18 protein-coding genes are annotated in these 20,667 nt (G+C 71.9%); 4 read left to right on the top strand and 14 right to left on the bottom strand.

Annotated features, from left to right (window positions below):
• Positions 1–12: 12 nt before the first annotated feature.
• The 14 genes from iolD to ACFV3I_RS14105 form a co-directional block, all read right to left on the bottom strand.
• Entirely contained in the window at positions 13–1,923 is a 1,911-nt protein-coding gene (iolD, locus tag ACFV3I_RS14170; protein WP_378823324.1) for a 3D-(3,5/4)-trihydroxycyclohexane-1,2-dione acylhydrolase (decyclizing), read from the bottom strand.
• A complete protein-coding gene (gene iolB / locus ACFV3I_RS14165; protein ID WP_378823323.1) occupies positions 1,923–2,834 on the bottom strand; it encodes a 5-deoxy-glucuronate isomerase in 912 nt (303 codons plus the stop codon). The genes iolD and iolB overlap by 1 nt, the downstream gene beginning before the upstream one ends.
• A 38-nt stretch (positions 2,835–2,872) precedes the next feature.
• The gene (locus ACFV3I_RS14160; protein WP_378823321.1) at positions 2,873–4,390 is read right to left on the bottom strand and encodes a CoA-acylating methylmalonate-semialdehyde dehydrogenase; all 1,518 of its coding nucleotides are present in this window, start codon (positions 4,388–4,390) and stop codon (positions 2,873–2,875) included.
• Positions 4,391–4,405: 15 nt separating this feature from the next.
• A complete protein-coding gene (locus ACFV3I_RS14155; RefSeq protein ID WP_206252520.1) occupies positions 4,406–5,305 on the bottom strand; it encodes a deoxyribose-phosphate aldolase in 900 nt (299 codons plus the stop codon).
• A 1-nt stretch (position 5,306) separates the two neighbouring features.
• Complete coding sequence (gene iolC / locus ACFV3I_RS14150) at positions 5,307–6,263, bottom strand: 5-dehydro-2-deoxygluconokinase (RefSeq protein WP_136033378.1); 957 nt, start codon at positions 6,261–6,263, stop codon at positions 5,307–5,309.
• A gap of 66 nt (positions 6,264–6,329) precedes the next feature.
• Positions 6,330–9,017 (bottom strand): hypothetical protein, encoded by a 2,688-nt coding sequence (locus ACFV3I_RS14145; RefSeq protein WP_378823319.1) that lies wholly within the window; start codon positions 9,015–9,017, stop codon positions 6,330–6,332.
• 40 nt (positions 9,018–9,057) lie between these two features.
• Positions 9,058–10,314 (bottom strand): CehA/McbA family metallohydrolase, encoded by a 1,257-nt coding sequence (locus tag ACFV3I_RS14140; RefSeq protein ID WP_378823317.1) that lies wholly within the window; start codon positions 10,312–10,314, stop codon positions 9,058–9,060.
• Complete coding sequence (locus tag ACFV3I_RS14135) at positions 10,314–11,387, bottom strand: ABC transporter ATP-binding protein (RefSeq protein WP_136033373.1); 1,074 nt, start codon at positions 11,385–11,387, stop codon at positions 10,314–10,316. Before ACFV3I_RS14135 ends, ACFV3I_RS14140 begins: the two co-directional genes overlap by 1 nt.
• Positions 11,387–12,241, bottom strand: a complete 855-nt coding sequence (locus ACFV3I_RS14130) for a carbohydrate ABC transporter permease (RefSeq protein WP_205812745.1) — start codon at positions 12,239–12,241, stop codon at positions 11,387–11,389. Before ACFV3I_RS14130 ends, ACFV3I_RS14135 begins: the two co-directional genes overlap by 1 nt.
• Positions 12,238–13,185, bottom strand: a complete 948-nt coding sequence (locus ACFV3I_RS14125; RefSeq protein WP_240744632.1) for a carbohydrate ABC transporter permease — start codon at positions 13,183–13,185, stop codon at positions 12,238–12,240. The genes ACFV3I_RS14130 and ACFV3I_RS14125 overlap by 4 nt, the downstream gene beginning before the upstream one ends.
• Before the next feature lie 2 nt (positions 13,186–13,187).
• Positions 13,188–14,597 (bottom strand): extracellular solute-binding protein, encoded by a 1,410-nt coding sequence (locus ACFV3I_RS14120; RefSeq protein ID WP_136036190.1) that lies wholly within the window; start codon positions 14,595–14,597, stop codon positions 13,188–13,190.
• Between the two features lie 63 nt (positions 14,598–14,660).
• Positions 14,661–15,830 carry a Gfo/Idh/MocA family protein gene (locus tag ACFV3I_RS14115; RefSeq protein ID WP_378823314.1) on the bottom strand — a complete coding sequence of 390 codons (1,170 nt, stop codon included), beginning with the start codon at positions 15,828–15,830 and terminating at the stop codon, positions 14,661–14,663.
• The gene (locus tag ACFV3I_RS14110) at positions 15,827–16,735 is read right to left on the bottom strand and encodes a sugar phosphate isomerase/epimerase (protein ID WP_205828304.1); all 909 of its coding nucleotides are present in this window, start codon (positions 16,733–16,735) and stop codon (positions 15,827–15,829) included. Before ACFV3I_RS14110 ends, ACFV3I_RS14115 begins: the two co-directional genes overlap by 4 nt.
• A 72-nt stretch (positions 16,736–16,807) precedes the next feature.
• Positions 16,808–17,509, bottom strand: a complete 702-nt coding sequence (locus ACFV3I_RS14105; RefSeq protein ID WP_136033363.1) for an MgtC/SapB family protein — start codon at positions 17,507–17,509, stop codon at positions 16,808–16,810.
• 172 nt (positions 17,510–17,681) lie between these two features.
• On the opposite strand from ACFV3I_RS14105, the gene ACFV3I_RS14100 reads away from it, so the two are divergent.
• From ACFV3I_RS14100 to ACFV3I_RS14085, 4 genes are all read left to right on the top strand, one after another.
• Positions 17,682–18,443 carry a GntR family transcriptional regulator gene (locus tag ACFV3I_RS14100; protein WP_136033361.1) on the top strand — a complete coding sequence of 254 codons (762 nt, stop codon included), beginning with the start codon at positions 17,682–17,684 and terminating at the stop codon, positions 18,441–18,443.
• A gap of 63 nt (positions 18,444–18,506) precedes the next feature.
• The gene (locus ACFV3I_RS14095) at positions 18,507–19,145 is read left to right on the top strand and encodes a bifunctional 4-hydroxy-2-oxoglutarate aldolase/2-dehydro-3-deoxy-phosphogluconate aldolase (protein WP_366626490.1); all 639 of its coding nucleotides are present in this window, start codon (positions 18,507–18,509) and stop codon (positions 19,143–19,145) included.
• Positions 19,146–19,183: 38 nt separating this feature from the next.
• Positions 19,184–19,906: an ankyrin repeat domain-containing protein gene (locus ACFV3I_RS14090; protein WP_378823312.1), complete on the top strand. Its 723-nt coding sequence runs from the start codon at positions 19,184–19,186 to the stop codon at positions 19,904–19,906.
• Positions 19,903–20,652, top strand: coding sequence for a sulfite exporter TauE/SafE family protein (locus ACFV3I_RS14085; protein ID WP_372490548.1), 750 nt, complete (start codon positions 19,903–19,905; stop codon positions 20,650–20,652). Before ACFV3I_RS14090 ends, ACFV3I_RS14085 begins: the two co-directional genes overlap by 4 nt.
• The last annotated feature ends 15 nt before the right edge of the window (positions 20,653–20,667 follow it).

The raw sequence follows: 20,667 nt of genomic DNA, 5'->3' as shown, positions 1-20,667 counted from the left end.
GGCTGGGCCGGATCAGCCGAGCAGCGGGCGCTGCGCCGTGCGCTGCTGCTCGTACTCCGCGCGGGCCCGCCGGGCGCTGTCGGTCGACGCGACCTCGGCGACCGGCACGTCCCACCAGCCCTCGCCGTCCGGCGCATAGACCGTGGGGTCGCTCTCCACGTGGATCACGGTCGTGCGCTCCGCCGCCTTCGCCGCGCGCACCGCCGCCCGCAGGTCCTCGATCGCGGAGGGACCGGGGGCGACCTCGATCACGTCGACGCCGTAGCTGCGCGCGTTCATAGCGAGGTCGACCGGCAGCACGTCGCCGTGCTGGAAGCTGCGGGCCTGCGCGTCGTACCGACGGTATTTGGTGCCGAAGCGCTCCGACCCGACCGTCTCGGACAGGTGCCCGATCGACGCGAAACCCTGGTTCTGGATGAGCACCACGATGAGCTTGATGCCCTCCGCCACCGCCGTCGCGAGCTCGGAGCTGAGCATGAGGTAGGAGCCGTCGCCGACCATCACCACCACGTCGCGGTCGTCGCCCGCCGCCTCCAGGCCGCGCTTGACGCCCAGCCCGCCCGCGATCTCGTAGCCCATCGTGGAGAAGGCGTACTCCACGTGGTAGCCGAGCGGGTCGCTGACGCGCCACAGCTTGTGCAGGTCGCCGGGCAGCGAACCCGCGGCCTGCACGATCACATCCCGGTCCGCGACCTCGGCCCGCACCGCCCCGATGATCTCGGGCTGCCCCGGCAGCTCGCGGCCGGTCGGGGCGAGGGCGGCGTCGACCGTCGCGTCCCACTCCCGCTTCTGCGCGGCGGCCTCGTCGGCGAGCTCCGTGCGCACGCGGGTGCCGCGCAGCTCGGCGGTCAGCGCCTCCAGCGCCTCACGGGCGTCGGCGATCACCGGCAGCTGCGTGCCGTGCTTGTAGGCGTCGAACGGGGCGACGTTCACGTTCACGAACACCGCGTCGGGGTGCTGGAAGGCCGACCTCGACGCGGTCGTGAAGTCGCTGTACCGCGTTCCGACGCCGATGATCACGTCGGCCTGGGCCGCGAGTCGGTTCGCGGCCGTGGAGCCGGTGGCGCCGACCCCGCCCAGGTACTGCGGGTGGTCCCACGGCAGCACGCCGCCGCCCGCCTGGGTCGTGCCCACGGGGATGCCGGTCGCCTCGACGAAGTCGCGCAGCGCGCCCTCCGCCTCGGAGTACAGCACACCCCCGCCCGCGATGAGGAACGGCCGCCGGGCCCCGCGGATCGCGGCGACCGCCCTGGCCAGGGGTCCGCGCTCGGGCAGCGGCCGGCGCACGTGCCACTCCCGCTCCTGCAGGAACTCGACCGGCACGTCCAGCGCCTCGGCCTGCACGTCTTCCGGCAGCGCGATCGTCACGGCCCCGGTCTCGGCCGGATCCGTGAGCACCCGCAGCGCGGCGAGCGCCACGGAGAACAGCTGCTCCGGCCGCTGCACCCGGTCGAAGAACACCGACACCGGGCGGAAGGCGTCGTTGACGGTGAGCCCGATGTCGTGCGGTCGCTCCAGCTGCTGCAGCACCGGGTCGGCGACGCGCGTGGCGAAGGTGTCGCTGGGGAGCAGCAGCGCGGGCAGGCGGTTGGTGGTCGCCAGGGCCGCACCGGTGAGCATGTTCGTGGCGCCGGGGCCCACCGAGGCCGTGCTGGCGAACGTCGCGCGGCGGCGGTGCATCCGTGCGAACCCGACGGCCTGGTGCACCATCGCCTGCTCGTTGCGCGCCTGGTGGTACGGCATCAGCTCCGGCTGCTCGAGGTGGTACTGCTGCAGCGCCTGCCCGAGACCGGCGACGTTGCCGTGCCCGAAGATGCCGAACATGCCGGGGATCGTGCGCTCGCGGTGCTCGCCGTCGACCGTCCACTGCTGCGCCAGGAACTCCACCAGCGCCTGGCCGACCGTCATCCGCCTCGTCCGCATCACTGCGCTCCTTCTGCTCGATAGGGAAGCCGCGGGTCGATGTCCTGCCCGCTCCAGCTGTCGCGCACCCACGCGTGCGCGGGGTCGTCGGTGATGAGCCACGAGCGCTCCGGGTCGGGGCCGGCCATCACGTTCAGGTAGTAGAGGTCGTAGCCGGGGGCGGCGACCGCTGGCCCGTGATAGCCGTAGGGCACGAGCGCGACATCGCCCGTGCGCACCATCGCCGAGACGTCGATGTCGCCCGCGTCCGAGGAGTAGGTGGCGAATATCCCGAACGCCGCGTCGGACGACGCCGCCTGCCCGCCGTCACGCGTGGGCGCGGCCTCGAAGTAGTAGATCTCCTCCAGGCGCGACTCCCGCCCCGGCACGTGGGCGTCGTGCTTGTGCGGCGGGTACGACGACCAGTTCTCCGCGGGAGTGAGCACCTCGCACACGATCAGGCGCTCCGCGTCGAGGGTCGCCGGGGTGCCGAAGTTGTGCACCTGCCGGCTCGACCGCCCCGCCCCGCGCAGCTCGACCGGGGTCTCATCGGCGCGAAGGTGCCGGGTGGGATGCACGACCGTCGTCGGGGCGGAGGCCACCGCGACCCGTCCGGTCCCGCGGATCACGGCGGTCGCGGCGCACGAGAGGTACAGCACGTCGGTGGGACCGTGGAACACGGAGGTCCGTCCGGCGAGGGTCGTCTCCGTCGTCGCACCGCCCTCCGTGTGCGTCACCGTGAAGGAGCCGGAGAGCGGGACGACGATGCGCTCGACCCCGGTCTCGGCGAGCGCGAGGCTCTCCCCGTCCGCGAGCACGCCCACGCGCAGGCCCGTGTGCGCCCACCCCGGCAGCGCCTCGTCGACCACGCTCTCCCAGCCGTCGCGGCCGAGGGCACCGCGCGGGTGAAACCACGGATCGTTCGCGGTCATGGCGCCTCCTGTCGGTGTCGATCGGATGGTCGGTGTCGTCAGCGGTTCTGCGGGAAGCCGAGGTCGATGCCGCCGTGGGTGGCGGGGTCGAGCCAGCGGCTGGTGACGGCCTTCTCGCGGGTGAAGAAGTCGAACCCGTGCACACCGTACGCCTTGGCGTCGCCGAACAGCGACGCCTTCCACCCGCCGAACGAGTGGTAGGCGACGGGTACCGGGATGGGCACGTTGATGCCGATCATGCCCACCTGCACCTCGTGCTGGAAGCGGCGGGCCGCTCCCCCGTCGTTCGTGAAGATCGCGGTGCCGTTGCCGAAGCGCCCGGAGTTGATCAGGTCGACGCCCTCCTGGAACGTCTCGACCCGCACGACCGAGAGCACCGGGCCGAAGATCTCCTCCGTGTAGGCGCGGGAGTCGGTGGGGATGTCGTCGATCAGGGTGGGGCCGAAGAAGAAGCCGTCCTCGCGCCCGTCCACCGTCAGGCCACGGCCGTCCACCACGATGCGGGCGCCGTCGGCCTCCGCGATGTCGACGTAGCCGGAGACCTTCGCCCGGTGCTCCGCGCTGATCAGCGGGCCCATGTCGGGCTCGCCGGTGCCGTCGCCCGCGCCGTCACCCACCCGCAGCGTCGCGATCCGCTCGGTGATCTTCGCGATCAGCTCGTCCGCGACGGGCTCCACCGCCAGCACGACCGACACGGCCATGCAGCGCTCGCCCGCGGCACCGAAGCCCGCGTTCACGGCCTGATCCGCGACCAGGTCGAGGTCGGCGTCCGGCAGCACCAGCATGTGGTTCTTCGCACCGCCGAGGGCCTGCACGCGCTTGCCGGTGCGCGACGCCGTCTCGTAGATGTACTGCGCGATGGGCGTCGATCCCACGAACGAGATCGACTGCACGATGTCGCTGTGCAGCAGCCCGTCGACCGCCTGCTTGTCGCCCTGCAGGACCGTGAACACCCCGGCGGGCAGCCCCGCCTCGGCCCACAGCTCGGCCAGCCACAGCGCGGCGGACGGGTCCTTCTCGCTCGGCTTGAGGACCACCGCGTTGCCCGCCGCGATCGCCACGGGGAAGAACCACATCGGCACCATCGCCGGGAAGTTGAACGGCGAGATGATGCTCACGACACCCAGGGGCTGCTTGAGCGAGTACACGTCGATCCCGGTCGAGGCGTTCTCCGAGTAGGCGCCCTTGATCAGGTGCGGGAACCCGGTCGCCAGCTCCACGACCTCCTGTCCGCGCAGGATCTCGCCCATCGCGTCGGAGAGCACCTTGCCGTGCTCGGCGGTGATGATCGCGGCGAGCTCGCCCTTGCGGGCGTTCAGCAGCTCCCGGAACGCGAACAGCACGCCCTGCCGCTTCGCGATCGACCACGTGCTCCACTCCGCGAAACCGCGCTCCGCGGACGCGAGGGCCGCGGCGATCTCGGCCTCGTCGGCGAGCGCGACCCTGGCGGTCTCGGCGCCCGTGGCGGGGTTGAACACGGGGGCGGTCCGCCCGCTGGTCGAGGCGTGCGGGGCACCGTCGATCCAGTGGCCGATGACGGGGGTGTCGGAGCTCATGCGGGTCCTTCGGGATCAGGCCGACAGGCCGGGGTGGACGAGGGAGGCGGCGACGTCGATGGCCGCGGCCACGTCGATGTCGGCGGAGTACAGCAGCGTGCGGCCGACCGTGAGGCCGCGCACGCCGGGGAGCGACAGGGCGTCCTCCCACGAGGAGAACGTGTCGTCGGGGTCGGCACCCGCGTCGCCGCCGAGCAGCAGCACGGGCAGGGTGGTCGCGGCGAGCACGCGCTCCATGTCGTCGACCACGGGCAGCTTGAGCCACGTGCTCGCGCTGCTGGCGCCCAGACCGCTCGCGATGGCGATCGACAGCATCACGGCGTCGGGGCTGAGGTCGTTGACGATACGGCCGTCGACGCGGCGGCTCAGGAACGGCTCGAGCATGATCGGCAGGTCGGCGCGGGCCGCCGCGGTCACCGCGTCGGCCGTGGAGGCCAGGGTCGGCGCCGTGCCGTCGTCGTCGAGGTTCACGCGCAGCAGCGCCTTGGCGAAGTCGATGCCCGAGTCCACCATCGCCGGCACGTCGTACCCGGTGTAGCGGTCGTCCATCTCGAAGCTCGCACCCCGCAGCCCACCGCGGTTCATCGAGCCGACCACGATCTTGTCGTCGAGCAGGCCGAGCACGGCCAGGTCGTCGATGATGTCGGGCGTGCCGAGCACCCCGTCGACGCCCGGGTGGCGCAGCGCGATCGCGAGGCGGTCGAGCAGCTCGTAGCGGTCGGCCATGGCGTAGGGCTCCGCGCCCACTGCGAGGGCTCCGCGTGCGGGATGGTCGGCCGCGATGATGAACAGCCGTCCGTCGCCGCGGATGATGTCGCGGCGGCGGCGCGCGGCCAGCAGCTCGCGGATCGCCCGGGGGGACTCGGCCCGCACGGTGCGCAGTCGCTCGAAGTCCTCTTGCGTCAGTGCTGTCATGTCACGCATCTCCGTTCACGACCTCCGCGATCTCGCGCTCGGTCGGCATCGCCGTGGAGCACTCGCGGCGGCCGGCGACGATGCCGCCCGCCACGTTGGCCCACGTCAGGGTCTTCTCCAGCGGCCACCCGGCGAGCAGCCCGTGGCACAGCGCACCGCCGAACGCGTCGCCCGCCCCGAGGCCGTTGACCACGGCGACCTGTCGCGCCGGAATCTCGACGCGCTCCGTGGCGGTCTTGGCGAGCACGCCGCGGGGGCCCTGCTTCACGATCGCGAGCTCCACGCCGCGGTCGAGCAGGGCGTCGGCGGCGCGCTCGGGATCGGTCTCGCCGACGGCGACCTCGCACTCCTCGCGGTTGCCGACGGCGACCGTGGCGAAGCCCAGCGCCCGCTGGACCCACGGGCGTGCGGCCTCGGCCGACTCCCAGAACATCGGGCGGTAGTCGAGGTCGAACACGGTGTGCGCCCGGCGGCCGCGCTGTTCCAGCAGCTCCAGGTGGGTCGTGCGGCTGGGGTCCTCGCTGAGACCGGTCGCGGTGAACCACACCAGGGCCGTGTCGCGCACGGTGTCGGCGTCGACGTCGTCCGGCCGGAGCTGGAGGTCGGGCGCCGACGGCTCGCGGTAGAAGTAGAGCGGGAAGTCGTCGGGCGGGAAGATCTCGCAGAACGTGATCGGGGTCTTGTAGTCGGGGTCGGTGGCGACGAACCGGCTCGACACCCCGAGGCGCTCCAGCTCGTCGCGCAGGTACTGCCCGAACGGGTCGTCGCCCACACGGGAGAACAGCGCGGTGTCGTGGCCGTACCGGGCGGCGGCGACCGCGACGTTGGCGGCGCTGCCGCCGAGGTACTTGCCGAAGCTCGTGACCTCGCCGAGCCCCACGCCGTCCTGCAGCGGGTACAGGTCGACGCCGAGGCGTCCGATGCTGAGGATCTCGGTCGCCCGTGGTCGCTCGCTCATCGCCCCGCCTCCTCTCGCTGCATTTGTCCTAACATTAGCACTATTGCGCTCCCACCCGTGCGGCCGTCACCGGATCGCGCGCCGCAGGCTGACCACGCCGCCGCCCGCCACTCGCGCACCGCGGGTGTCCAGCGCGTCCTCCTGCACCTCACCGCGCAGATCGGTGCGCGCCCACGCACCCTCGGCCGCGAACGCCAGGTCGCGCTCGCCGTCGAGGTAGTTCACGAAGCGCAGCTCGGCCTCGTCGTCCACGCGTCGCGCCGACTCGAGCACCACGTCACCCGACAGCTCCGCACGGAACGCGGGCTCCGGCAGCGGCCCGTCCGTCTCTCCGGTGCCCCGCACCACGAGCGGCTCGTGCCGGAACAGGTCGGACGCCCGCACCGCCGTCGCATCGTCGGCACCGACCAGGATCGCCAGCTCGGTGTGCACCGGCACCCCGAGGTACTGCGCGCCCGGCACCGGGATCTCGGAGCCGGCCGGCTCATCGCGCAGCGGGTGCAGGTTCACGCTCATCATGCCCACCGAGCGCGACAGCGTCACCGCGAGGGCGTCCTGCTCCCCCGCGGTCGAGACGAGCTCGTACTCCGACAGCTTCTGCACCAGCACCGCCGTCGAGCCCGCCGCGGCGAACCGGTACGCGGGGTAGGTCGGCAGCGGGAACTCGCCCCAGCCGCCCTCGGCCTCGCGCCCGCGCACCGTGAGCCCGTACTGACCAGCGCTGCGCGACGACTCCAGCCCCGCGGCCCCGGTGGGCACGAGCACCCGCAGCCGGTGGTCGGACGCGGTGTTGACGTAGTCGATGCCCACCCGGAGGAAGCCCTCGCCCTCGCGCAGCTCGACCGTGGTCTCGGTCACCAGCGGCACGGTCGCGGCGCCGCGACGACGGTCGGCGTCCAGGCGCTCCGGCAGGTCGTACACGCGGCGGATGCGCAGTCGCCCGCGCAGCGGCCCCTCCTCGACCACCGTCACCTCGACCGATGCCGGGGCGGTCACGGCGGAGGCGGGGTCGACCGGCCCGTAATTGTACGAGTCACCGCAGTCGCCCTCGTCGACCAGGGCCAGGGCGCCGTCGATCGCGGAGCCGTCCGCGCCGTCGATGCGCACCGTGCCGTCGGGGTTCACGGTCGCGGTCAGCGCCGCGTTCGACAGCGAGGTCGCAGTCACCCGCACGGGGTCGAGGGGCGCGGGGGCCGAGGTCTCCGACACGGCCGCGAGCGCGACACCGTCGAGGTCGACCGCGAGCAGCGCCCGGTGCCGCGGATCCGCGATGGTCTCCACGTGCCACAGGTCCTCGCCCGCGGCATCGGCGGCCACGCGCTCCTCCAGCTCGACCGTGAACGCGGCCAGATCCCACACCCCGCGGGGGCTCTCGGCCACCTCGAAGCGCAGCGACCGCTCGCCCCACGCGTAGCCGTTGATCTGCTGCCCGAACAGCTCGCGCCCGTGGATGCGCCGCAGGAGCTTGGGCAGGTCGGCCGTGCGCAGCTGCTCGTCGCCCAGCACCGTGGGCAGCGGGTCGAGCACCTGCACGCCGGGGGCGAGGGCGGCGGGATCCACACCGTGCAGCGTGACCTCCACCTGCGCGCGCCGGGCGAAGCCGGACGGGTTGAACACCAGGTGCTGGGCGGGGCTCACCGACACCGCCAGGTCGCGCAGCACGCTGTCGATCACGCCGCGGGCGATGTGCCCGGCCGTGTGGATGCGGGTGCCCACCTGCTCCGCGGTGCTGTCGACGCCGCAGCCGGTGACCGAGTCGTGCGCGGTGCTCTCCACGAGGCGGTACCACGCCGTGTCGAAGAACGAGCGGTGGTCGCGCGTGCCGTACAGCAGGTCGAGCCGTTCGGCCGCGGCGAGGGCCTGCTCCGAGCGGGCCATCTCGCGCTTGAGGTTCGTGCGGATCGAGAAGACGCCGGGCAGCAGGTTGCCGCGGGCGTGCGAGCGCATCTCCCCGCGCACCTGGGGCAGCGCGGCGAGCGCGTCCGCGTCGGTCGCGTAGCGCGCGAGGTGCTCGTCGAGCGTCGCGATCGACAGGCGGGGCTCGCCGCCGGCCGCGTCGTAGTCGCGGATCACCTCGGCCAGGTCCTCCGGGGGCGCGGAGTGGTCGGTGCCGAGCATCGCCAGCACGGGGTCGTCGCCGTACCACGACGCGGTGCGGGCGGCGTAGTCGGGGGCGAGCGCGGGGAGCTGACCGGGCAGGGCGAACATGTCGAGGCCGTTGCCGTAGCCGTCGAACAGGTACTCGCAGCGCACCGCGTCGCCGTTGGGCGCGACCCAGGAGAACGCGTGCTCCTGCACGTCACCGGGCACGCCGCGCCACAGGGCGCTGTGCCGGATGCCGAAGCCCGCCAGGATCTGCGGCATCTGCGCCGCGTGGCCGAACATGTCGGGCAGGTAGCCGACGGGCATGGTGCGGCCGAGGCGGGTGCTCGCGGTGCGGCCCAGCTCCAGGTTGCGCACGATGGTCTCGCCGTCGCAGCCGAACTCGTCGAGCAGGATCAGGAAGGGGCCGATGCTCAGCTGCCCGCTCTCGACGAGTGCCACCACGCGGTCGCGCATGTCCGGGCGCATCTCCAGGTAGTCCTCGATGGCCGCGGCCTGCCCGTCGAGCGTGAACCGGTACGACGGCTCCGCCTCGAGGATGCCGATCAGGCGGTCGAGCATGTGCACGAGCCGCAGGCGGAACACGTCGTGCGGCTCGTACCACTCGCGGTCCCAGTGGGTGTGGGGGACGACGACGATCTCACTGCTCACGGGCGGGGACTCCTGTATCTCGGGGGGGTTCGGGCGGCGCTCAGGCGCACAGGGCGGCGATGCTGCGGTCGGGGTGCAGCAGGTAGTACGGGCCGGCGGCGGGATCGCCGGAGAAGGAGGCGCGGTCGCCGTGCACGGCACGACGCTCGCCCGCACCGTCGACGAGGATGAGCCCGTCGGCGTCGATCGCGAGCAGGTCGCCGTCCACGCGCAGCAGCACGGGCGCGGTGAACAGCTCGGGCACGGTGAGGCCGTCGCGCACGGCGACGCCGCCCATGATCGCGGTGCGGCCGGCGGCGACCCCGGCGAGGATCGCCTCGGCCGAGTCGTCCTCCGCCGCGACCCACGTGGTGGGCGTGCCCGGGCCGACACCCTGACTCCGCATGTGGAAGTCGGCGCCTCCCAGCAGCACGGCCCCCCTGTCCCAGCGCTCGTGGAACGCGAGGGGCGAGGTGGCGATCAGCTCGCGGTACCAGGTGGAGTGCCACAGCTCGATCGCCCGGGGCGTGCGCTCCAGCGGGTGCAGCCACGAGCAGTCGCCCGAGATCGGGTGGTTCACGCTGAGGACACCGCCCCGGCGCTCGACCTCGTCGACCCACTCCTGGGCCGGACGGCGGAAGTCGATCCAGCCGATGTCGCCGAACGCGTTCGCGTGACCGCGGTGGGTCGTGACCTCCTGGCCGGGCAGCAGCGTGATGCCCTGCTGCGCACCCACGACCGGGAGGTGCGCGTGGTGGCTGGTGGTGTTGTGGTCGGTCACGGACAGGAAGTCCAGGCCCGCCCGCACCCCGAGCGACGCGAGCCCCGCGATGCTCTCGTGCCCGTCGGAGTGCAGGGTGTGCGCGTGGAAGTCACCCGCGTACCACCGCAGTCCGGCGTCCGCGGGCAGCTCGCGGCTGCTCCCCCGGGGCACCCCGTCGATCCGCGCGGGCACCGGGCCGTGGTCGATGCCCGACTCCGCGGGGAGCAGCACCTCGACGGTCGCGTCGGTCCCGCCCGCGGGGAGCCGGTGCACGCCGAGGATCACGTGCCACTCCCCCTCCTCCGGGCGACCGGGGAGGTAGCCGGGCGTGGCGTCGTCGGCGCGGATCACGAAGTCCTGCCGCGAGCCGCCCGACCATCCGCGCCACCCCGCCGGACCCTCGCAGCCGAGGTCGATCACGGCCGCCTCGGTGTCGTGCGACAGGCGCACCTCGAGCGAGTCCGTGCCGGGCGGCACCTCGAACGGCACGCGCACGTAGCGGTCCGCGTTCTGGATCTCGTGCGTGAGGCGCAGGGTGGTGCGGATCGCGGCCATCAGCCGATCCGCTCGGTGGTCTCGGTGTCGAACAGCAGGGCGCGGTTTCGCTGCGGCACGATCCAGCCGCGGTCGCCCGGCTGCGGCTCGAGCTCCTCGGGCACGACGACCTGCAGCTTGTGGTCGCCGGAGCTCACCAGCACGAGGCTGGTCGCACCGAGGGTCTCGGTCACCACGACCTCTGCGGCGATGCCGTCGGCGACGGGCTCGGTCGACCAGCGCACGTACTCCGGGCGGATGCCCCAGCTCACGGCCTGCCCGTCGCGCACGTCCGCGGCAGCCTCGGCGGGCACGGGCACGTCGGTGTCGCCGATGCGCACATGGCCGCCGGTGACCGTGGTCTCCAGCAGGTTCATGGGCACGGAGCCGATGAACCCCGCGACGAACGTGTTGTTGGGGCGGTGGAAGATCTCCCGCGGCGAGCCGATCTGCTGCAGCTTCCCGGCCTTCATGACCGCGATCCGGTCGGCGAGCGCGAGCGCCTCGGCCTGGTCGTGCGTCACGAACACGGTGGTCACGCCGAGGTCGCGCTGCAGCTCCTTGAGGAACGTGCGCGCCTCGAGCCGCAGCCGGGCGTCGAGGTTCGACAGCGGCTCGTCCAGCAGCAGCACGTCGGGCCGCGTGGCGACCGCGCGGGCGAGGGCCACGCGCTGCTGCTGCCCGCCCGAGAGCTGGCCGGGGCGACGCTCGATGAGGCCGTTCAGCGACAGGCCGTTCGCGACCGACTCGGCCGTGGTGCGGCGCTCGTTCTTCGCGACGCGGCGGATGCGCAGCGGGTAGGCGATGTTGTCGGCCACGTCCATGTGCGGGAACAGCGCGTAGTCCTGGAACACCATGGCCACGCCGCGCTCACCCGGCTCGGCGTTCGTGACGTCCTTGTCGCCGATCGTGAGGCGGCCGGACGTGATGCTCTCCAGGCCGGCGATCGAGCGGAGCAGCGTGGTCTTGCCGCAGCCGGAGGGACCGAGGAGGGCGAAGAACTCGCCGTCGGCGATCTCGACGTCGACGCTGTCGACGCCGCGCACCCCGCCGGGGTACTCCTTGACGAGTTGGGTTGCAGTGATGGCGGCCATCAGGACTTGATCCCTCCGTGGAAGCGGAAGCCGTAGCGGCGGTTGACGAAGAAGTAGATGAGGAGGACGGGCACCGAGAAGACCAGCGAGAACGCGGAGATGAGCCGCAGGTCGGCCTGGCCGCTCTCGGTGTAGAACGTGTACATGAGCACGGCGGCCGGCTGCATGTCGGGCGTGCGCAGCAGCAGGAACGGGACGAGGAAGTTGCCCCACACCTGCACGATGGTCCAGATCGCGATGAACGCGAGCCCGGGCCGGGCGATCGGCACGACCACGTCCTTCAGGATGCGGAAGGGCCCTGCGCCGTAGAGTCGCGCCGACTCCTCGTACGACTTCGGGATCGAGTCCATGAAGTCCTTGAGGATGAAGATCACGGTGGGCAGGATGCCGCCGGCGAGCACGAGGATCACCCCGACGTGCGTGTTGATGAGCTGCAGCTGGTTGATGAGCTGGAACGTGGGCACCATGGCCGCGGTCCCCGTCACGATCGACGACAGCAGCAGCAGCCCGTAGAGGATGCCGTCGCGGCCGGGGATGTTGATGCGGCTCATGGCGTACGACGCCAGCGCGCCCAGCACGATCACCAGCGCCATCGTGCCCACGCCGAGGATCAGCGAGTTCAGGATCGACTTCAGCGCGTAGGGGTTCTCCGCCAGGCGCGCGAAGTTGTCGAGCGTCCAGTCCGGCCACGACACGGTCAGCGACGGGGTCGCGTCGAACGGTGCGAGGATCAGCCAGACCATCGGCAGCGCGAAGAACAGCGACACGATCACGAGCACGAGCGTGAACAGGATCCGCGAGACGAAGTGAGTCACGGACCGGTCGCGCGCGACGGTCTTGATGGTCGACATCATGAGCGCACCTTCTTCTTCTTCGGATTCGCACCCCGGGAGACGCGCGTGTACATCAGCGCGATCACGAGGTTGATCAGGAGCATGATGAGCGAGATCGCCGCACCGAGGCCGAGCTGTCCGCCCGGGATCGCGGTCTGGTAGATGTACACCGAGAGGATGTCGGTCTGCCCGTTGGGGCCGCCCGCGGTCAGCAGGTACGGCGTGAACGTGTTGAACGTCCACAGCGTGATCAGCAGCGTGTTGGTGAGCAGGTGCCCCTTGATGTTGGGCAGGATCACGTCGCGCAGCTGCTGCCACGTGTTGGCGCCGACCATGCGGGCGCTCTCCAGCTGCGACGGCGGCACGGCGCTGATGGCGGACGAGAACAGCTGCATCGAGAACGCGGTCCCGACCCAGATGTTGAAGATGATGATGCACTCCATCGGATGCTCGATCAGCCAGGCGGCACCCTCGGTGCCGAGCAGGGCGTTGAGCGTGCCGGTGCGGCGGTCGAGCAGGGCGAGCCACAGGAACGAGGCGACCGAGGCCGGGATGACCCAGGCCGCGAGCACGAGCGTCTCGATGAAGGTCTTGACGCCGGGACGGACGTTGCGCAGCATCCACGCCAGCGCGAATCCGAGCACGGTCTGCCCGATGATGCCCGAGACGAGCACGAACACGAGCGTGAGCCACAGGGAGTTCCAGAACCGCGGGTCGTTCAGCGCGGTGGAGAAGTTGTCCAGGCCGACGAACTGCGGGTTGGCGGCCGCGAAGCCGGTGAGCCGGTAGTTCGTCATCCCCAGGTAGACGGTCCAGATCGCGGGGAAGAGGAGGAACAGGCCGATCAGGAGGAGCCCGGGGGCCGCGAACAGCGTCGCCCTGGCGCGCCCCAGACCGGCGACGTCCTCCGCGCGGCGCCGGCGGGGAGCGCGGACGCTCCCCGCCGGCATCGTTGCATTCGTCATGGTCACTCGGAGATCGCGTCCGGTCCCACGACGCCTTCGAGACCACGGACGTAGGTCTTCAGCGCATCGTCGACCGAGGTTCCGGTGGCGACGTCGAGCGTGGCCTGCTGCAGCAGCACCGACACCTGCGGGTACGCGGCGAGACCGGGGCGGTACGCCGTGATCGGCAGCACCTCCTGGCTCACGAACGTCAGCATCGGGTCGGACGACAGCAGCTTCTCGTTCACGTCGTCACGCGGCGAGATCGCGAGCGTGCCGGCGGCACGGGCCTCGTACGCCTCGGGCGAGTTCATGAACGCGAGCAGCTCCCACGCCAGCTCGGCGTGCTTCGAGTTCGGGTTGAGCACGCGGCCGGTGCCGCCCGACATCGACACGAAGTCCTGGCCCTTGATGCCCTCGCCGGGCTCGACCGCGGGGATCTTGGCGTAGCCGACGACCTCGTCGCGGTTGGCCATGGGCGCGGTGCCCACACCCTCCGCGGGGTTGATCACGGAGCGCCAGAAGTAGTCGCCCTCCAGGAGGATGCCGATCTTGCCCTCGGCGAACAGCTGGAACGACGTGTCGCGGCCGGAGGCCTCCTGCTGCAGCACGGGGTCGCCCAGGCCCTCATCGACGTAGATCGTCTTGTAGAGGTCGAGCACCTCCTGCATGCCGTCGGTGGCGCCGATCCACTTGCCGTCCTCGTACACCTGCTCGCCGGTGCCGACGAGCATCGGGAGCAGGCCCTGCATGGTCGTGGCCTCGCCCATCGCGGTACCGGCGTTGAGCTGGATCGGGGTCACGCCGTCGATCTTCTTGAGGTCCTTCGCGGCATCGAGGATGTCGTCCCAGCTCTCCGGCGCCCAGTCCTCGTCGAGGCCGGCCTGCGCGAACAGGTCCTTGTTGTAGTAGAGCACCCGGCCGTCCGCGCCCTGGGGCACCCCGTAGCGGTCGCCGTCGAACGACAGGGCGCTCTGCACGGCGTCGGGGATCTGTCCCCAGCCGTCCCAGTCGTCCACGGCGTCGCCGCCGACCTCGGCGAGCGGCTTGATGTAGCCGGCCTCGGCGAACTCGCCGACCCAGATGCCGTCCATGCCGATGATGTCGGCGCCCTTGCCGGACTGCAGGTCGAGGGCGATCTTCGTCTTGTAGTCCTCGTCGTCGACGCCCTGCGGCTGGAACTCGACGGTGACGTCCTTGCCGTCCTCCTCCATGGCCTTCTCGAACTCGGGGACGACCCAGTCCGCGATCCAGTCGGCCTCGGCGGCGTTCTTGCCTCCCGTGATGGAGTTGGTGGTGAGCGTCAGGGTGACGGGGCCCGTCGACTCCTCGGCCTCGGGCTCCGATCCTCCGGAGCAGCCGGCCAGCACGACCGCACCGACGGTGGTGAGGGCGAACGCCGCGAGCAGGCGGCGCTTTCCTTGCGTGACCATTTCCGACCTTTCTTGTCGTTGATCGCCGAGCGGTGGCGCTCGGATTCGGGTGTTGCGGGATGGCTACTGCGCGGCTTCGGCGCCCGGGTCGAGCGCGTGGCCCTTCGAGACCGCGAGCGCGCGGATGATCCGCTGCCCGACGCGCACGTCGGCGACCGACTCCTCGACGCTCGCCCCGTCGGGGCGTTCGCCGCGGACCAGGGCCGCGAGCGCGTACAGCTCGTTCTCGAATGCTTCCTGTTGCATCCACCGCGAGTCGCTCACGCGGATGCCGAGCTCCGGGTGACTCTCGGTCACGCGGAGGATGGTGGGGAGGTTCGTCACGTAGGGCACGCCGAACACGAGCTCGATCGATCCGGCCTCGTGGTGGAACGTGACGGTCTCCTGGTAGTCGGGGTAGCCGTCGATGTAGTGCCAGTCGACGGTCCACGGCGTCTCGTCGCGGGCGAGGGTGCCGCGCACATGCACGGAGCCCGGCATCTTCGGGCCCCAGTGCTGCGCGAACGCGACCTCGCCGAGACCGCCGACGAGCGACCGGAGCAGCCCCACGTCGTGCACGATCGAGCCGAGCACGACGTTGGTGTACAGCGTGCGGAGGTCGACGGGGAGGTCTGACCCGACGGCCCCGTCGACGATGGCGGCTGTGGCGGCGATCAGGGGCTCGATGGTGTCGCGGGGCACGTCGCCCGTGGGAGCGGCGAGCCGCGCGTAGGCGAGCTGCGAGCCGTCGAGCGGGTGCATGACCTGCACGTCGATCGCGCGCAGGGTCACGTCGGCGAGCAGTTCCTTCGCGCGCAGCGACGCGGTGTCGTACTCCTTCATGTAGCCGACGCGCACCCAGTCGCGCAGGTCGACGCCGGCCTCGCGCCCGTACGCCGTGAGCTCGTCCAGCTCGGCGAGCGAGTAGGCGAGCGGCTTCTCGGCGAGCACCCGGATGCCCGCCCGCACGAGCCGCAGGGTGTCTCCCGCGTGCGAGCCGGTGGTGGCGAGGATGGCGGCGTCCACGTCGAGGTCGCCGGCGGCCGTCGCGGCCACGAGCTCGTCGACCGAGGTGAACTGCCGGGCGGACGGCACGCCGTAGCGGGCGCCCATGTCGGCGGTGCGCGCGGCGGACAGGTCGACGAGCGCGGCGATCGCGAAGGCCTCGGCGTTGCGGCGCAGCAGCGGCAGGTGCACGCTCTGGCTGATCGCGCCGAGTCCGATCACGGCGACGCGGGTGACGGCGGCGCTCATGCGAACCACCGCCGCAGGGCCTCGCGGTTGGCGGCCTGCTCGGCCACGGCGCGCTCCACGTCGGCGGTCGAGCGCGGCACCACGTCCTGCTCGACGATCAGCCATCCGGAGTACCCGCTCGCGACGATCTCGTCGAGCAGGGCGTCGACGGCGAGGTCGCCCTCCCCGAGGGGTACGAACACGCGCTTCTCCCACACCGAGCGCATGGGGTCGTCGGCGGCCAGGGCGTCGTGCAGCAGGGCGGTGCGGGCGTCCTTCAGGTGCAGGTGGTTGATCCGCTCGCGCCAGCGCCGGTAGTCGGGCAGGGGGTCGCCGCCGCCGATCAGCAGGTGACCGGAGTCGAACGTGAGGTCGACGTCGGTGGAGGCGAGCAGCGCGTCGATCTCCTCCGGCGTCTCGACGTGCGTGCACGCGTGGTGGTGGAAGGTGGGCTCGAGGCCCCGGTCGCGCACGCGCGCGGCGGCGCGGTTCACCCGGTCGGCGAACCGTTCCCACGCGGCACCGCGGAGCGTGAGCTCGGGGGCGCCGCCCGGGCGGGCCTTGCGGGCGGGGCTGCCGGAGTCGGCGAGGGTGGGCAGCGGTGCGAGGTCCTGGCCGCGCTCGGCGGCGGTGACGAACACGTCGAGCGTGCGGTCGAGGCCTGCCAGCGCGGCGGCGAACTCCTCGTCCTCGCCCGCGAACGGCAGGTCGACCCAGCCGCCGGCGAGGTCGAGGCCGTGGCGGGAGAGGCGCTCGTCGAGCTCGGCGCCCTGGCCGAGGAGACCGACGGGGCCCAGGTCGATGCCCTGGTATCCGGCTTCGCTGATCCAGCGGGCGAGCTGCTCCCCGTCGGGGAGGGCCACGAGGTCCGGTCGAGCGAGTTCGAAGACTCCGTAGCTCACCGGCGCGTTCGCGATGCGGATCACGCGTTGTCCTTTCTCCATTGAATGGTCGAACCCTGGGTTCGTCTCGAATGTTAGCAGGTCATGACATATGCATCAATCGTCCTCGGAGAAGCCCTGCACCACGACCGAGCGCACCCCGTCGAGGCGGGCGATCGCGTCGATCAGCTCGGAGCGCGACCCCGGCTCGGCCTCCGCGAACTCGAGCGTCGCCCGCATGTCCGCCTCACCGTGGATCCGCGCGGCACCGAGCAGTGTGGCGGGCAGCCCCCGCCGCTCGGCCGCCGCCAGCACCTCGCGCAGCGCGCCGCGGTCGGCCTCGTACTGCAGGGTCACGCGCAGGCGCTCGGGCTCGGGGCGCACGCGGTCGCGCAGCCGCGACAGCGGGCCGACCGTGAGGAGATGAAGACCCGTGCCCGCGATCGCGAGCAGGGGCATGTTCGCCCCGCAGGCCATGCCGATCGCCGCGACCACCCAGATGGTCGCGGCCGAGGTGAGCCCGGACACGGCGTTGTTGCGCACGAAGATCACGCCGGCGCCGAGGAACCCGATCCCCGACACCACCTGCGCCGCGATGCGCGAGGGATCGACGGCCACCTCCGGCCCGAGCACGCCCTCGAAGCCGTAGGCCGAGATGAGGGTGAAGATGGCCGAGCCCAGGCCCACCAGCACGTGCGTGCGCAGCCCGGCGTTCTTCTGCTTGCGGGAGCGCTCGACACCCACGGCCAGCGAGAGCACGAACGCCAGCCCGAGGAGCCCGAGCTCGACGAGCAGGTGGGGATCCCACCCGAAGCTCACGCTGCTCCCGTCATGTCAGCACAATAGCACTTTAAGCATCCCAGAGCTCACCCGCGGCGCCGTCGTGCGCGGGCGCGGCCGGGATCCGCGGAATACTGCGCCTCGACGCCGTCTGGAGTCGCTCGTATGATTGTCGCTACAATGTGACTCCCCAACCCAGAGCGGAGCATCCATGGCCGATGTCGTCACCCCCTGGCCCCACGAGCTCTTCGCGGACATCGACCGCACGGGGCCCGTCCCGCTCTACTTCCAGGTGTCCACACGACTCCAGAGCGCGATCCAGTCCGGCGCGATCCCCGCGGGCGCCCGCCTGGAGAACGAGGTCTCGATCGCGGAGCAGCTCGGACTCTCCCGCCCCACGATCCGCCGCGCCATCCAGGAGCTCGTCGACAAGGGCCTGCTCGTGCGCCGCCGCGGCATCGGCACCCAGGTGGTGCAGGGCTCGGTCACGCGGCAGGTCGAGCTGACCAGCCTGTACGAAGACCTGCAGAGCGCGAACCACGAGCCGGGCACGCAGGTGCTGACCCATGAGATCATCCCCGCGACCGACGAGGTGGCCCTCGCGCTCGGGCTCGAGCCGGGCACCGAGGTGCTGCATCTGCGCCGCAGACGAAGCACCGACGGCGTCGCGGTCGCGGTGCTCGAGAACTACCTCCCGCGCGAGCTGGCCGACATCTCGACCGAGCAGCTGGAGTCGCGCGGCCTCTATCAGGTGCTCCGCGCCCGGGGCGTCGCGATCCGCATCGCGAAGCAGAAGATCGGCGCCCGCCGCGCGGAAGACGACGAGCCGGAGCTGCTGGAGATCGAGGCGGGCGGCCCCGTGCTCACGATGGAGCGCATCTCGTTCGACCAGTCCGGCGCCGCGATCGAGTTCGGCCACCACTGCTACCGCCCCGACCTCTACAGCTTCGAGACGACGCTCGTCGCCAAGTAGCACAACTTGTAATGACAAGTTGTGGTGCGGAAGAATGGACGCATCCCTCGATCAAGGAGCGCCATGTCCGACCGTCTCGCCCGCGCCCGCACCACCGGCGTCCTCGCCGTCCTCCGCGCCCCCTCGCCCGAACTCGCCCTGGAGGCCTCAGAGGCGATCATCCGGGGTGGAGTGACCGGCATCGAGGTCACCTACTCCACGCCCGACGCCCCGGCCGTGATCCGCGAGCTGATCGCCCGCCACGGTGACGCCGCCTACATCGGCGCCGGAACCGTGACGACCCCCGCGCAGGCCGCGCAGGCCGCCGACGCCGGGGCCGAGTTCCTGGTGAGCCCCGGCACGCTCCCGGCCCTCACCCGCGCGATGCTCGACACCGGCCGCGTCGTGATGACCGGCGCCCTCACGCCCACCGAGGTCATGGGCGCGCTGGAGCTCGGCGTCGACGTCGTGAAGATCTTCCCCGCCTCGCTCGGCGGCCCGGCCTACCTCGGCGCTCTCCGCGGCCCGTTCCCCGACGCCCCGCTCATGCCCACCGGCGGCGTCAAGCCTGACAACCTCGCCGACTGGTACGCCGCGGGCGCGGTCGCGGTGGGCGCCGGCGGCGACCTCGCCAACGGCGCCTCGATCGCGGCGTCCGACTGGGCCGACCTGGAGCAGCGCGCCGCCCGGTTCGCCGCCGCGCTCGCCTCCGTCCGGGACTGACGCTCCCCCACCTCCGGGCCGTTTGGTATACCAGAGGTATGCGGATGCGGCGGGGCGTGCTCTGGGCGGCCCTCGCGGGGGTCGCCCTGCTCCCCTCGGCGTGCACGGCGACCACCGCCACGCACCCGACCGCACCCACCACGGAGGCCCCGATGACCGACACCACCCCCGCCCCGCTCGACGCCACGTCCGCCCTGCTCGACGCCGCCGCCCGCGGTGACGCCGCCGCCGTCCGGGTTGCGCTCGACGCCGGTGCCGACATCGAGGCCCGCGGCGAGGGCGGCATGACCGCACTGGTCGCGGCCACCAAGGCGAACCACGTCGAGGCCGCCCGCGCGCTGATCTCCGCGGGTGCCGACGTGAATGCGAAGGACGACATCCAGGACTCGGCCTATCTGTACGCGGGTGCCCGCGGTCACGACGAGATCCTGCGCCTCACCCTCGACAACGGCGCCGACCTCACCAGCACCAACCGCTTCGGCGGCACCGCCCTCATCCCCGCGTCGGAGCGCGGACTGCTCGACACTGTGCAGATCCTGCTCGATGCGGGCGTCGACCCCGACCACGTGAACAACCTGGGGTGGACGGCGCTGCACGAGGCGATCGTGCTCGGTGACGGCTCGGGGCGCTATGTCGCCGTGGTGCGCGCCCTGCTCGACGGCGGCGCCGACCCGACCATCCGCGACGGCGACGGCGTGCTGCCGCTCGACCTCGCGACCGCCCGCGGCTTCGAAGACATCGCGGACGAGCTGCGCCGGTGATGGCGCTCGACGCGTGGGCCTGGGCGGCGCTCGGCCTGGCCGCGGTCGTGATCGGCATCTCCAAGACCGCGCTGCCCGGCGGCAGCATCCTCGCGATCGCGCTGTTCGCCGCGGTGCTGCCCGCCCGCACCTCGACCGCGGCCACGCTGCTGCTGCTCATGGTGGGCGACGTGTTCGCGCTCCTCGCCTACCGTCGGCACGCCCACTGGCCGACACTGCTGCGACTCGCCCCCGCCGTCATCGCCGGACTGCTGCTCGGCTTCGCCTTCCTCGCCCTGACCGGCGACGACGTGGTGCGGCGCGCGATCGGCGTGATCCTGCTGCTGATGATCGCCGTCACCCTGTGGCGACGATGGCGGCAGTCGCGTGTCGAGACGACGGTCACGCCCCGCGGCGGACTCGTGCTCGCCGGCGCCTACGGCACCCTGGGCGGCTTCACGACGATGGTCGCCAACGCCGGCGGACCCGTGATGTCGATGTACTTCCTGGCGACGCGCACCCCGGTCCAGGTGTTCCTGGGCACCTCGGCCTGGTTCTTCGCGATCATCAACGTGATCAAGGTGCCGTTCCTCGCGGGCATCGGACTGTTCACCGCGCCGGTGCTGCTGACGGACGCGCTGCTCGCGCCGCTGGTGGTGCTCGGCGCCCTCCTCGGACTGCGCGTGGCACGACGGCTCGATCAACGGGTGTTCGACCGCATCGTGATCGCGCTCACGATCCTCGGCGCGCTCTACCTGCTCTTCTGATCCCGCGCGGACCGG

Source organism: Microbacterium sp. NPDC059771 (genome assembly GCF_042732495.1).
Lineage (GTDB): Bacteria > Actinomycetota > Actinomycetes > Actinomycetales > Microbacteriaceae > Microbacterium > Microbacterium sufflavum.
Note: the sequence above shows the minus strand (reverse complement) of the source record. Positions and strands in the feature narration are given on the sequence as shown.

Coding starts and splice junctions, on each gene's coding strand:
- ACFV3I_RS14140 (WP_378823317.1), bottom strand. CDS start 10,314: ATGGCCGCGATCCGCACCACCCTGCGCCTCACGCACGAGATCCAGAAC.
- ACFV3I_RS14090 (WP_378823312.1), top strand. CDS start 19,184: ATGCGGATGCGGCGGGGCGTGCTCTGGGCGGCCCTCGCGGGGGTCGCC.
- ACFV3I_RS14130 (WP_205812745.1), bottom strand. CDS start 12,241: ATGATGTCGACCATCAAGACCGTCGCGCGCGACCGGTCCGTGACTCAC.
- ACFV3I_RS14135 (WP_136033373.1), bottom strand. CDS start 11,387: ATGGCCGCCATCACTGCAACCCAACTCGTCAAGGAGTACCCCGGCGGG.
- iolB (WP_378823323.1), bottom strand. CDS start 2,834: ATGACCGCGAACGATCCGTGGTTTCACCCGCGCGGTGCCCTCGGCCGC.
- iolC (WP_136033378.1), bottom strand. CDS start 6,263: ATGAGCGAGCGACCACGGGCGACCGAGATCCTCAGCATCGGACGCCTC.
- ACFV3I_RS14160 (WP_378823321.1), bottom strand. CDS start 4,390: ATGAGCTCCGACACCCCCGTCATCGGCCACTGGATCGACGGTGCCCCG.
- ACFV3I_RS14115 (WP_378823314.1), bottom strand. CDS start 15,830: ATGAGCGCCGCCGTCACCCGCGTCGCCGTGATCGGACTCGGCGCGATC.
- ACFV3I_RS14095 (WP_366626490.1), top strand. CDS start 18,507: ATGTCCGACCGTCTCGCCCGCGCCCGCACCACCGGCGTCCTCGCCGTC.
- ACFV3I_RS14125 (WP_240744632.1), bottom strand. CDS start 13,185: ATGACGAATGCAACGATGCCGGCGGGGAGCGTCCGCGCTCCCCGCCGG.
- ACFV3I_RS14155 (WP_206252520.1), bottom strand. CDS start 5,305: ATGACAGCACTGACGCAAGAGGACTTCGAGCGACTGCGCACCGTGCGG.
- ACFV3I_RS14100 (WP_136033361.1), top strand. CDS start 17,682: ATGGCCGATGTCGTCACCCCCTGGCCCCACGAGCTCTTCGCGGACATC.
- iolD (WP_378823324.1), bottom strand. CDS start 1,923: ATGCGGACGAGGCGGATGACGGTCGGCCAGGCGCTGGTGGAGTTCCTG.
- ACFV3I_RS14120 (WP_136036190.1), bottom strand. CDS start 14,597: ATGGTCACGCAAGGAAAGCGCCGCCTGCTCGCGGCGTTCGCCCTCACC.